At 40.0% G+C, this 13538-nt stretch carries 9 protein-coding genes; all 9 read left to right on the forward strand.

The window, feature by feature from the left end; genetic code table 11:
• The first annotated feature begins 31 nt into the window (after positions 1-31).
• The 9 genes from ACYT6F_RS04255 (at position 32) to nadC (ending at position 13443) form a co-directional block, all read left to right on the forward strand.
• Positions 32-2404 (forward strand): T9SS type B sorting domain-containing protein, encoded by a 2373-nt coding sequence (locus ACYT6F_RS04255; protein ID WP_472600025.1) that lies wholly within the window; start codon positions 32-34, stop codon positions 2402-2404.
• 166 nt (positions 2405-2570) lie between these two features.
• Positions 2571-4163: a replicative DNA helicase gene (dnaB, locus tag ACYT6F_RS04260; RefSeq protein ID WP_472600026.1), complete on the forward strand. Its 1593-nt coding sequence runs from the start codon at positions 2571-2573 to the stop codon at positions 4161-4163.
• Between the two features lie 58 nt (positions 4164-4221).
• Positions 4222-4698 (forward strand): ribonuclease HI, encoded by a 477-nt coding sequence (rnhA, locus tag ACYT6F_RS04265; RefSeq protein ID WP_472600027.1) that lies wholly within the window; start codon positions 4222-4224, stop codon positions 4696-4698.
• 163 nt (positions 4699-4861) lie between these two features.
• Complete coding sequence (locus tag ACYT6F_RS04270) at positions 4862-7111, forward strand: T9SS type B sorting domain-containing protein (RefSeq protein WP_472600028.1); 2250 nt, start codon at positions 4862-4864, stop codon at positions 7109-7111.
• 116 nt (positions 7112-7227) lie between these two features.
• Complete coding sequence (locus ACYT6F_RS04275) at positions 7228-9486, forward strand: T9SS type B sorting domain-containing protein (protein WP_472600029.1); 2259 nt, start codon at positions 7228-7230, stop codon at positions 9484-9486.
• Between the two features lie 194 nt (positions 9487-9680).
• Positions 9681-10307 (forward strand): NAD(P)H-dependent oxidoreductase, encoded by a 627-nt coding sequence (locus ACYT6F_RS04280; RefSeq protein WP_472600030.1) that lies wholly within the window; start codon positions 9681-9683, stop codon positions 10305-10307.
• 34 nt (positions 10308-10341) lie between these two features.
• Positions 10342-11913: an L-aspartate oxidase gene (gene nadB, locus ACYT6F_RS04285; RefSeq protein WP_472600031.1), complete on the forward strand. Its 1572-nt coding sequence runs from the start codon at positions 10342-10344 to the stop codon at positions 11911-11913.
• A gap of 14 nt (positions 11914-11927) precedes the next feature.
• Positions 11928-12572: a hypothetical protein gene (locus ACYT6F_RS04290; RefSeq protein ID WP_472600032.1), complete on the forward strand. Its 645-nt coding sequence runs from the start codon at positions 11928-11930 to the stop codon at positions 12570-12572.
• 10 nt (positions 12573-12582) lie between these two features.
• Positions 12583-13443, forward strand: coding sequence for a carboxylating nicotinate-nucleotide diphosphorylase (gene nadC / locus ACYT6F_RS04295; RefSeq protein WP_472600033.1), 861 nt, complete (start codon positions 12583-12585; stop codon positions 13441-13443).
• The last annotated feature ends 95 nt before the right edge of the window (positions 13444-13538 follow it).

The following is a 13538-nucleotide window of genomic DNA, read 5'->3' on the forward strand; positions in this document are numbered from 1 at the left end:
GTAAATCAATAAAATATAAAAATCATTTCTAATGAAGAAAGTACTATTACTGACTGTTTTATTTTTCTCACAAATGATCTTTTCACAGTCTGACTGTGTTACCGCAATTGCGGTTTGTGGAAATTCAGGGCAGTCATATACCCCAAGCGGACATGGTGCTACACAGGAAAGCCCTCTGGGAGGATGCTTGTCTACTGAACATTTTTCCGTCTGGTACAAATTTACTATTGCAACGGGAGGGACGCTTACTTTTGTTATCGACCCCAATGCAACAGGTACCAGCACAGATTATGACTGGGCTGTATATGGACCTAACGTACAGTGCGGAGCGCTGGGATTACCCGTAAGATGTTCCTTTTCTGCAGGCGGAGGGCCTACAGGACTTAACATGACCTCTCTGGATACATCAGAAGGTGCCGGTACCGACAACTTAGGCAACCCTTCAGACCGTTTTGTAAAATACATGGACGTTCTACCCGGCGAAACGTACTATCTTATTGTAGATAACTTTTCATCAAATACAACAGGTTTTGCTTTACAATGGGGAGGAACCGCAACTCTTGCATCCCCTTTTACCGATCCCAATTTAACACCAAATCCTTTCGTTCCGCCTGGTACACCAAGTGCTACACCAAACGGACCTAACGAAATTGTACAGTGTCAGCTTCCTACAACATTTGATTTCAGTACTCTTAGTACCGGAATCATTAACGGGAATCCGAACTTCCAGGTTACTTATCATTATAATTTAAATGATGCTATTACCGGAGCCAACCCTATCACAACACCAATTACAATAAATGGTACGACTATTTATTATTACAGTATTCATTATCAGGATCCGGCGAACCCGAACAACCCTATCAACAGCTGTACTCAGACCGGCGCAATTAAATTTGTTCCCGGAAATATCGTCACCAATAATGCTACACTTACTACGTGTAATTATAACAATTCAGGTACAGGTATCTTTAATCTGACAACAGCAGTTGTATATGGACCAACAACCGGTGTTACCAAGAAATACTACCCAACGCTGGTGGATATGAATGCAGGAACCAATGAAATTACCAATCCTGCCACATATTCATCTACTGCCCCGAAAACCATTTATGTAAAAATCAGTACAGATCAGGGATGTTATGGAAACGCACAGATCGCACTGCAGTTTTTTGCTCCGCTTCCGGCAGTAAATGTTACACTTAAAGCTTGTAATAACAACAATGCAGGAACAGCTCTTTTTGATCTTACCGCAGCAAACGTATATCCTCCGGGTAACGTGACTAAAAAGTATTATCTTACTCAGGCAGATCTGAATGCAGGCACGAATGAAATTACAAATCCTACAGCTTATACATCTGCTGCTCCTAAAACAATTTATGTACAGGTAAGAAATGCAGATGGATGTACCGGACAATCAGAGATTTCTTTACAATACCTCCCTGTTGTAACAGTAACAGAAGCAACATTAGAATCTTGTTTCATTGAAACAGCAGTGAATACAGCGTCTTTTGATCTTACTCAGGCAAATGTAACTTCCCAGACAGGAATTGTAAAAACCTATTTTAAAACACAGGCTGATGCATTGGCCGGCGTTAACCCGATCGCAAACCCTTCCAATTATATATCAACAACTACGACAGTATACATTAGGGTAACCAACGCAAACGGATGTTTTGCCATTGCTAAAGTGAATCTTAAAGTTTTACCTCCGGTAACATCAAGCGTTCTTAAAGACAAGATCATCTGTATAGAAGATAAGACCACCTTAGATGCAGGGCCTGGTTTTGATGGCTACGAATGGAGCACAGGAGCTACTACACAGTCAATTTCGAATGTAACAGCAGGTGCTTACTGGGTTAAACTAAAAACAGGAAAATGCTGGACATTACAGTTGGTGAAGGTAAATGCTTCCGCACAGCCGGTAATTACCAATATCGAAATCACAAACGATTCATTCACGGTAACTGTAAACGGAGGAAAAGGGCCTTACCAATACTCACTTGACGGCGTTAACTGGCAGGATTCAAATGTATTCACAGGGCTTCCGAGAGGTGAAAACAAAGTATATGTGAAGGATTCCTACGATTGTAATCCGATCAGCGTTCAGGTAACGGTTCCGAATCTACTTAATGCTATCACTCCAAACGGAGACAACAAAAATGATTATATAGACTATTCAGCATTGTCTTATAAGAAAAATGTTGTATTCACAGTATATGACAGATACGGAAACATGCTTTACCGTGCCGATAAGATCAGAAACTATACCTGGGATGGAACTTCCAACGGTAAGAAAATCGTAACCGGAACTTACTGGTACACGATTACATGGACCGAAAACGATAAAAACAATACCGAAACCAAGTACAGCGGATGGGTATTGGTAAAAAATATTGATTAATTAATAAATTAATTTCCAGACACTTAAATCACCTCTGTTAAGGGGTGATTTTTTTATACACATCAACACAAAGCCTCACTCTCATTATATTTTAACAATGTTGTGTTCATAAATTGTTGAATACTATTTTTTAATTGCCTTTCAAAAAAACTATCTTTGCAGAACTATGGCGCAGAAAGAAACATTATCTTCATTGACGAACGGAAACTTTGCAAAAGAACTCTCCATTGCTGACGGAAAAATGCCGCCCAATGCCCTGGATTTCGAAAGGCTGGTGATCGGAACCTTTTTAATTGACAAAAAGGGTCTGGACCATTCTATTGACTTACTGACACCGGAAGTTTTTTATGATCCGAGACATCAGGTAATTTTTTCTACCATTTTAAAACTGTACGAAGGCAACCAGCCGGTGGATTTAATGACGATTATTCAGGATCTGAAGAAGGAAGGGAGATTGAATCTTGCCGGCGGAGACAGCTATATAATTGATCTTACCATGGGGGTCAGCTCATCTGCCCATATTGAATACCACGTTCGTGTTATTCTGGAAAAATATATTTTAAGAAGTTTAATTAATGTATCAGCAAACGTTATCGATGCGGCTTATAAAGAATCGACAGACGTTTTTGAACTTTTGGATAAAGCCGAACAGTCATTCTTCGAGATTACCAACGGAACCATCAAGAAAGGATTTGATACGGCCAATTCATTAGTAAAACAGGCTATTGAAACCATTAAATCTTTAAAAGATAAAGAAGGGCTTTCCGGAGTTCCTTCAGGATTCCGTGATGTGGATAAAGAAACCGGGGGATGGCAGAATTCTGACCTTATCATTATTGCGGCACGTCCGGCCATGGGAAAAACAGCATTCCTTCTTTCCATGGCAAGAAACATTGCGGTAGGCCACAAAATTCCGATGGCCCTGTTCTCTCTCGAGATGGCATCTGTACAGCTTATTACCAGGATGATCGCTTCCGAAACAAGAATTTCTTCCGAAAAATTAAGAAAAGGAACCCTGGATGATGAAGAATGGCAGAGACTTTTCTCCAACGTATCCGAGCTGGAAAATGCTCCTTTGTATATTGATGAAACTCCTTCTCTTTCTATATTCGATTTCCGTGCGAAATGCCGAAGACTGGTAATGCAGCATGGAGTACGCCTCATCATGGTCGATTATCTACAGCTGATGACAGCCGGAGGAGGCGGAAAAGGTACAGGAAACCGTGAGCAGGAAATCTCCATGATCTCAAGATCACTGAAAGCCATTGCAAAAGAACTTAACGTACCGGTAATTGCTCTTTCTCAGCTTTCCCGTAGTGTGGAAACACGTCCCGGAAAAAGACCTCAGCTTTCTGACCTTAGGGAATCCGGAGCGATTGAACAGGATGCGGACATCGTATCATTTATCTTCAGACCGGAATATTATAAAATCACCGTTTGGGATAATGATGAAGAAGGACAGGAAACCTCAACGGAAAATCAGGCAGAGCTTATTATCGCCAAGCACAGAAATGGTGCAACGGCTGATGTACGATTGTCTTTCTTAAAACATTTTGCCAAATTCGGAGACATTGAAGCTGCTTTTGATGGAGGAATGGGCGGCGGATATCCTTCCAATTTCGGACCTTCTGAACCGAGCGGTTTTGATAAAATTAAAACAACCATCCAGCCGGGAGCAGCGTTTGACCTTCCGGGCAATTCTCAGGTTTCAGGATCTTCCATGAATGATTTTGATGATGATGACGATTTTCCTTTTTAAAAAATAAAGCTAAAATTTTTATATCCTTTAATCTAAATTTTAGCCCTAATCTTATTTCATGAAAATAGAAATATACACCGACGGAGCATGTAGCGGAAACCCCGGGAAAGGCGGATATGGAATTCTCATGCGGGTACCCGAAAAAAATTACCAGAAAACGTTTTCGAAAGGATTCAGGAAAACTACCAACAACAGGATGGAACTTCTTGCTGTAATTACGGCTCTGGAAAAACTGAAATCTCCAGAAAACGATATTCATATTTACACCGACAGTAAGTACGTTGCCGACGCTATTAACCAGAACTGGCTGGCCGGATGGATAAAAAGGGGATGGAAAAATGTGAAAAATCCTGATCTCTGGCAAAGATTTGTAGTATTGTATAATCTTCACAAGCCAAAAATGCATTGGATCAAAGGTCATGCAGGACATTTTGAAAACGAACTGTGCGACAAGCTTGCCGTAACTGCCTCATCTTCAGCAGAATTAGCTATTGATACCTATTTTGAAAATCTTGAAAAGAATTCTCTTTTTTAATTTATATTCAAACTAAATACGAATAAAAACCATTCAGCATTTCTCTTCATAACTTATCATTTATTATAAAATAACCATTAGATTTAGCAAAATTAACATTAAATATATATTTATTGCTTAGGATTTAATATCTTTGACACGTCTAAATCTAAGTGTCTAATAAATGAGTAAAAAAATCTACCTCTTTTTATTGGTAAATCTGTTGCTTCTTTTTCCGCAATATGCTTTATCTCAAACTTATCAGCTAACAGGAAGCCCTGTAAATACCACGGGATGGTCGATGGTAGCTCCCACTGTAGTCAATACAGATTTCGTACAGCTGACTCCCGACACCAACAACCAATCCGGCTCAATTCGGCTGAACGATCCTATCAACCTTAAATATTGCGATAAATGGAGAGTGGAATTCGATTTCCGAATGGATTCTAATCAAACCGCAAACGGAGACGGCATTGCATTCTGGTATCTTGCCAACCCACCGGTGGCCAGCGTACTGGGATCAGGTCTTGGAGTTTCACAAAATGCCGTTGGATTTATTGTAGGATTAGATACCTACAACAATACGACTACTGCCGTAATGAGCAAAGTGCATGTTGCCTACGGACAAGTTGCCAATACTACGGATAACAACAATGTAGAATTCTTCAATGTTGCCGGAAGCTCATTTCACTCACCGGATATGAATACTACCCTTCCTTTCCAGGGAACAACTTTCAAGCATGTAGAAGTAACCGCACAGGTAGATCCTGCGGCTCCTGCCAACTGGATTGTGAAAATCACCATCGACGGAAACTTAATCTGTAACCAGTCTTTTGCTCCATCCGGCACGGCAGCTTCAATGACTGTTGGTTATTTCGGATTCTCAGCTTCCACAGGAGGAAACAGATCAAGACATTCTATTAAAAACGTAAAGGTTTATATTGATAAAGTTGCCCTTAATCAGACAACAGTAACCGATACTTTTTGTCCGAATCCGACTACGGGACAGGGAACGGTAAATTTAACGAGTTACCAGAATCAGTTTGTAGCTAACCCTTCAAACTATACTTTCTCGTACAGTGTATCAGGGACACCCATTACAAACCCTACGAATTACCAGTTCAGTGCCAATACCACTGTTTCGGTATTGGTTAAAGATAATTCAGGATTATTGTGTGACAACCCGGATGGCAAGATCCAGCTCAATCTGTCACCATTTTCTGCAACTCCGGCCACGCTTACTGCATGTAACAACAACAACGCTGGAAGCGCAACCTTTAACCTCACTTTAGCGAACGTTAACGAACCCGCAGGTTCCACAAAAAAATATTACAAAACATTAGCAGACATGAATGCAGGGATTGAAATTCCAAACCCTGCAAATTATGTTTCGGCAGCGGGTACTGTATACGTAAAAGTAACCACGCCATTAGGATGCGTGGGATCTGCTCCTATTACACTGGCATTTTTCCCACCAATCGTATCAAATGATGCCACGATAGAATCATGCTTTATAGAAAATGCTCCTACAACAGCATCATTCGATCTTACACAGGCAAATGTAACTTCAGCATCGGGTATTACGAAGAAATATTTCAAAACGGAAGCAGACGCCCTTGCGGGAACTAATGAAATTCTGAATCCTACGAATTATATTGCAACATCATCTACAGCATATGTTAAAATTACCAATCTTGCAGGCTGTTTCGTTGTTGTTAAAATAACGCTTAAAGTTTTACCTCCTGTTTATTCTTCAGTACTGAAAGACCAAACCATCTGTATTGATGATAAAACGACATTGGACGCAGGCCCGGGATTTGACGCCTATTTATGGAGCACAGGAGCTACCACCCAGTCTGTTCAGAATATTACACCCGGCCTGTATTGGGTAAAGCTAAAGACAGGAAGATGTACGGCTATGCAGATAGTAAAGGTAAATTCTTCACCCCAGCCGGTTATTGCCACTATTGACATTACTAATAATACCATTACCGTAAATGTAAAAGGCGGAAAAGGACCTTACCAATATTCGCTCGATGGGATAAACTGGCAGGATTCGAATGTATTTACCGGACTTGCGAGAGGCGAAGTCAAAGTATTTGTAAAAGACACCTATGACTGCACTCCGATTCAGGTACAGATCACCGTTCCAAATCTTATTAATGCCATTACTCCGAACGGAGATAACGTGAATGATGTTATTGATTATTCTGCACTGGCTTATAAGAAAAACCTTGTTTTCACCATCTTCGATAGATACGGAAACAAGCTCTACCAGGCTGACAAAATAAGAAATTACAAATGGGACGGAACAACAGGCGGTAAAAAAGTAATCACCGGTACCTACTGGTACACCATCATCTGGAATGAAAACGATAAAAACAATACACAGACCACTTACAATGGCTGGGTATTGGTAAAAAACAGAGAATAATAATTTACATTAAGATCACTCCATTATGGGGTGGTCTTTTTTTAACCCTATAAAAACATTCTTCAAAAAAACATAAATGAGCAGTAAAAACATATCATTTAATAACCAATCACCTCATGAAAAACAATCTGCTCTCTTATTTCTTCTTCATTTTTATCTGCTTATCAGGCAAAATTTCTGCGCAGACTTATCAGCTTACCGGTAATCCTGTAAACGTTACAGGCTGGGACCTTGTTTCCAGCGCTGTTATAAACACAGATTTTATACAGCTGACCCAGGATGTCGGCAATCAGTACGGGGCCATCAAACTTCAGGACCCCATTAACCTTAAATATTGTGACAAATGGAAGGTAGAATTCGATTTCAGGATCGACGGAAACGGAACCGCACAGTTTGGAAGAGGCGACGGATTTACCTTTTGGTACCTGGCCAATCCGCCAGCCGGATTTATTTCCGGAGGCGGTCTCGGAATTCCGGCTAACGCTAACGGACTGATGGTGGGATTTGATATTTTCAACAATTCCACAGAAGGCCAGATGAGTAAAGTTCACGTTTTATACGGAACCAATAATGGCTTAAACAACAATATCGAGTATAATAATACGCCGGGAAGCACATTCCATTCGCCGGATCTGAATCCTACGCAACCTTTCGTAGGCTCAACATATAAACATGTTGAAGTAAACGGAGAAACAGATCCTGCCAATCCCGCCAACTGGCTTATTAAAATAAGAATAGACGGCGTCCTGATTGCAGACCAGTCTTTTGCTCCTTCAGGGGGTGCAATCGGTATGACAACAGGGTATTTCGGTTTCTCTGCGGCGACAGGAGGAGCAAGTGCAAGACACTCTATTAAAAATGCAAAAATCTATATTGATAAAGTTCCGATATTAACCAATACAATCAATCCTTTTGTTTGTGTAAATCCTGCCACAGGAAACGGATCGGTAGATTTAACTTCCTTCCAGAACCAGTTTGTAACCAATCCTTCAAACTATGTGTTCTCATATTTCGGGCCGGGCGGAACACCGATTACCAACCCGTCCGATTATCAGTATTCTGCAGGAACGACTACGATTACCGTTGTGGTAAAAGACCCTTCCTCCACGCTGTGCGACAATGGAGACGGAACTATTGTGCTTACGCCAAGTCCTTTTGCAGCTAATGATGTGACGCTTACCGGATGTAATAACAATAATACGGGAGGAGCCGTATTTGATCTTACCTCAGCCGCATTATCATCAGTTCCCGGCAGTACGTCTGTATTTTACAATACCATGTATGACCTTACCAATAATAATAATCCCATCACCAATCCTTCTGCTTTTCTTTCCCCGGCAGCAACAATTTATGCACAGGTGACTACGCCACAGGGATGTACAGATGTAGCACAAATCACATTAGCACTATTTCCAGTTGTTGAAGTTCAGGAAGCAACATTAAGAACATGCTCCATCGAAACCAATCCTTCAACAGGATTATTTAATCTTACCATAGCTCCCGTAACGACTCAAAGCGGAACCACAAAACAGTACTATCCGTCCTTAACAGATGCACAAAACGGAACTAACGAAATCGCAAACCCTTCATCGTATATCTCTCCAAACGGAGTCGTTTATATTAAAGTTTTGAACGGAAACGGATGTTATGCCATCGCTAAAGTTAACCTTATCGTGATTCCTCCGGTGTTCTCAACTACGCTTGATGATAAGATCATTTGTATGGAAGATACTACAACCTTGGATGCGGGACCCGGCTTTACGGGCTACGAATGGAGCACAGGCGCAACAACTCAGTCGATTTCAAATGTCGGAGTGGGTACCTATTGGGTGAAACTGAAGACAGGAGACTGCGTCGTTACCCAAGCAGTAAAGGTCTATGCTTCAGAACAGCCTGTCATTTCGAGCGTTGATATTGCGAATACAACGGTTAACGTATATGTAAACGGAGGCGCCGCGCCCTATAAATATTCTACCGATGGAATTAACTGGCAGGACTCTAACGAATTCACAAATATACCACGGGGGGATTTAAAGGTTTACGTAAAAGATGCTTACGACTGTCAGCCGATCGACATCACAGTTGTCGTACCAAATATCATTAACGTGATTACCCCTAATGGAGATGGTGTGAATGATGGAATTGATTATTCAGCACTTGCAGGAAAGCAAAATCTTGTGTTTAATGTTTTCGACCGATACGGAGCGTTGATTCATAAAGCAGACAAAACCAACCGTTACCGATGGGACGGAACCATGGGGGGAAGAAAAGTTCCTACGGGAAGTTACTGGTATTCTGTTTCATGGAATGAAAATGACAAGAAAAACACTCCTGTTAAATATTCAGGCTGGATACTTGTAAAAAACAGAGATTAACCTGTAAACAATATTATTTGTAAAAGTTTCGGCGGCCTTTCAGGCCGCCGAAACTTTATATCAACACGGGGCCAAACCTTCAAGGTTTAAAAACTTTGAAGGTTCCATAACACCCATAATAATTATGCTGTAATAATTTAGCATATTTCGTATTAAAACCGAATTTATTCATGTCCAATCCTTAAATTTGTCTTATGAATTATTTGGAAGCTTTAAGCAGAAGATATTCTGTAAAAAAATTTAACAATGAAATTATCCCCCGGGAAGCATTGCATAATATTCTGGAGTCCGGAAAATTATCGGCCAGTTCCCTGGGCCTTCAGCCTTATAAAATCCTTGTTGTGGAAAGTAAGGAAATGAAGGAAAAACTGATTCCGGTATTTTACAATCCGTCCCAGATCTCCACATGTTCCCATCTGATTGTCATTGTATCGAAGAAATCCTTGGACGAAAGTTATGTCAACGGATATTTCAGACATATTTCAGAAGTGAGAGAAACTCCGCCGGAGAAGCTTGATCTTTTCAGAAACAACATCAATCAGCATATTAATCAAAAAACTCAGGACGAAATTTTCAACTGGGCAGAAAAACAATCTTATATCGTACTCGCAAACCTTATGTATGCTGCTGCGATGGAAAGTATAGACACTTGTCCTATGGAGGGTTTCCGTCCGGATCTTATCGAAGAAATTTTAGAAATAAATCCTGAGACTGAAAAAGTAACCGTTACCCTCGCTTTAGGCTACCGATCGGAAGAAGATCATTTTCAGCACATGAAAAAAGTACGAAAACCAAACGAAAAATTGTTTAAATTTATTTAATTATTTATTTAGACAATTGTCTTAAACTAAGGATATGATAAAAGCGGATGTATTAGTAATCGGTTCCGGGATCTCGGGGCTTTCCTATGCCATAAAAGTTTCTGAGCAGCTTCCTGATGCCAAAATAATTATTGTAACAAAATCCGATGAGGATGAGAGCAATACCAAATATGCACAAGGCGGTCTTGCGGTGGTTACAGACTCTAAAAACGATAATTTCGACAAACATATTGAAGATACCATGCGGGCCGGAGACGGTGAAAACAAACGTGATGTCGTAAAAATGGTGGTAACGGAGGCTCCTGCAAGATTCAATGAAATCGTGGAATGGGGTGCCAATTTCGATATGAAAAACGGAGAATTCGCGTTAGGAAGAGAAGGCGGACATACGGAAAACAGAATCGTACACCATAAAGATATTACGGGTTTTGAGATCGAAAGAGCCCTGCTGGAAACAGCTAACAAAAGCAGTAATATTGAAATCCTGGATCATCATTATGTTATTGATATCATTACCCAGCATCACGTTCCGGGAAAAGAACTGAATGAAGGAGACATCCACTGCTACGGCGCTTATATTTTAGATGAAAAGTCTAAAAAAATAAAAAAAATCACCTCAAAAATAACTTTAGTAGCAACAGGAGGAGCAGGGCATGTTTACAAAAATACCACCAATCCCACGATTGCTACCGGAGACGGGATCGCTTTTGTAGCCAGAGCAAAAGGAAAAGTTTCCAATATGCAGTATTATCAGTTTCATCCTACCGCACTATATAGTAAAATTGACGGAATGCTTTTTCTGATTTCCGAAGCCGTTCGTGGTGACGGAGCAAAACTAAGAACAAAAAGAGGTGAAAAATTCATGCATAAATATGATGAGCGTGAAGAACTGGCCTCTCGCGATATCGTAGCAAGAGCTATTGATGCCGAAATGAAAATTACCGGCGATGAATATGTAGGACTGGACTGCCGTGAAATGAGCCATGAAAAATTCCTTGAACACTTTCCCAATATTTACAAGAAATGCAAAGAGGAAGGAATTGATCCTTTCAAACAGCTGATCCCTGTAGTTCCTGCCTGCCATTACCTGATGGGTGGAATTGAAGTAGACAAGGACGGTCAGTCTTCCATCAGAAACCTTTTTGCAGTAGGAGAATGTACCAATTCAGGACTTCACGGCGCCAACAGACTGGCATCCAACTCATTGCTCGAAGGTTTAGTCTTCGGACATAATGCTGCCATTAAGACAGTTGAACTTTTAAATGAAAACCATTTTAATTTCGATGATCTCAAGGCTGTACCGGAATGGAACGAGGAAGGAATGAAAATCATGGATGAAATGGTGATTGTTTCCTACCTCAGGAAACAGCTTCAGGAAATGATGAGCGATCTTGTAGGTATTGTACGAAGCAACCGCCGCCTCAATATGGCGCTTCAGAAACACCAGGAAATTGCCGCCGCCGTGGACGAGATCTATCACTACTCTATTTTATCCCCACAGCTTTCGGAACTGAGAAATTTAACGACGGTCGCTCACCTCATTATTACACAATCTATGGAAATGAGAGAGAACAAGGGTGCATTTTATAATAAAGATCTGGTATAGAGATCAGACAGAATATGGAAATATTCAGATTACGAATTCTAACCATCATTAATATTTTATATTTTTTAAGAATATTATTGATTTTTATAGTTTTTACAGTACTCATATTTCTCATTTTAGGAAGCAGGCCTCATGACGAAGTATATTTTCTTGGATGGATGTTCGTCTTAGCTTCCGTATCATTTGGGAGCCGATTCTTTAATTATTTTAAAAAAAACATTATTTCCAAAGCAAAATATCCGCTTCCGCTGAATTTGTTATGCAATATTCTTAAAATAGGAAAATCCTATTATTTTGGGAATACCCAATTTAATTTGGATGAAATAATATCTGACAACAAACTTCCTTTGACGCTTTATTATATTAACAATCCCCAACATCCGATTTTACAATTTAATAAAGAAAAACTGACTTTTCATAATCAGGTATATGACTGGAAAAATTTACACTGGAAATATTTTCTTTATTCAAAAAATCCTTATCCGGCCGGACGAAGAGATGGTAAGTATGTGATAGAATTCACAGCATCCAATCAAAACAATATCCGTACGAAAAACAAAATAGAGTTTGAAAAAATAAAAGCTAAGGAAAATGAAGTACTTTTGCTTTTTGTGATTCACGATCTGGTGCCCGGAACAAAAGCATCTTACTATTACTAAAATTAAAAATATGAAAAGACCTCCATACGTTACAGATAAAGCTTTAAAACAATTTATAAAAAACGCCCTGGAAGAAGATATCCAGGAAGAAGACCACTCTACCCTTTCCACCATTCCTAAAAACCTGGAACAAAGCGCCAGACTTCTGGTAAAACAGGATTGTATTATTGCGGGAGTAGAATTGGCTAAAATTATATTTAAAACTTTTGACAAGGATCTTAAAATTGACACTTTTGTGAAAGATGGTGATGCCGTAAAATTTGGCGACGTCGCATTCATTGTAACCGGAAGCGCAAGATCGATTCTTTCTACCGAAAGACTGGTTTTAAACTGCATGCAGAGAATGAGCGGCATTGCAACCCTCACCCATGACTGGGACTCCCGTCTTGTCGGCACCAAAACCAAGCTGCTGGATACCCGGAAAACAACTCCCAATTTCAGGATCTGCGAAAAGTGGGCGGTCGCTATCGGCGGCGGAACTAATCACCGGTATGGCTTGTATGACATGATCATGCTGAAAGACAATCATATTGATTATAACGGAAGCATCACCAATGCCGTAAAAATGGCGAAGGATTATATCAAAAAAAATAAGAAAAAACTCAAAATTGAGGTTGAAACCAGAAATCTTGAGGAAGTACGTGAGGCCATCAACGCAAAAGTTGACAGAATCATGCTTGATAATATGGATGTAAAAATGATGAAAGAAGCTGTTAAGATGATTAACGGCTCATGTGAAACCGAAGCATCGGGCGGAATTACCCGGGATCAGCTTAAGGAAATCGCCTCCACAGGCGTTACTTATATTTCTGCAGGGGCTTTAACGCACTCCGCCGAAAATATGGATCTCAGCCTGAAAGCCTTTAAATAAAGATGAATTTTTAATAAAAATAAATATGTTTTGTTAAAAACTCAATAATGTGATTTTTTTCATGTGATATTTCAAATATTATTCAATACATTGTA

The sequence above is a fragment of the Chryseobacterium sp. NG-CE01 genome (assembly GCF_055695505.1).

What these genes read in the sequence shown, in the direction of transcription:
- ACYT6F_RS04255 (WP_472600025.1), top strand. Translation starts at nt 32, where the DNA reads ATGAAGAAAGTACTATTACTGACTGTTTTATTTTTCTCACAAATGATC.
- dnaB (WP_472600026.1), top strand. Translation starts at nt 2,571, where the DNA reads ATGGCGCAGAAAGAAACATTATCTTCATTGACGAACGGAAACTTTGCA.
- rnhA (WP_472600027.1), top strand. Translation starts at nt 4,222, where the DNA reads ATGAAAATAGAAATATACACCGACGGAGCATGTAGCGGAAACCCCGGG.
- ACYT6F_RS04270 (WP_472600028.1), top strand. Translation starts at nt 4,862, where the DNA reads ATGAGTAAAAAAATCTACCTCTTTTTATTGGTAAATCTGTTGCTTCTT.
- ACYT6F_RS04275 (WP_472600029.1), top strand. Translation starts at nt 7,228, where the DNA reads ATGAAAAACAATCTGCTCTCTTATTTCTTCTTCATTTTTATCTGCTTA.
- ACYT6F_RS04280 (WP_472600030.1), top strand. Translation starts at nt 9,681, where the DNA reads ATGAATTATTTGGAAGCTTTAAGCAGAAGATATTCTGTAAAAAAATTT.
- nadB (WP_472600031.1), top strand. Translation starts at nt 10,342, where the DNA reads ATGATAAAAGCGGATGTATTAGTAATCGGTTCCGGGATCTCGGGGCTT.
- ACYT6F_RS04290 (WP_472600032.1), top strand. Translation starts at nt 11,928, where the DNA reads ATGGAAATATTCAGATTACGAATTCTAACCATCATTAATATTTTATAT.
- nadC (WP_472600033.1), top strand. Translation starts at nt 12,583, where the DNA reads ATGAAAAGACCTCCATACGTTACAGATAAAGCTTTAAAACAATTTATA.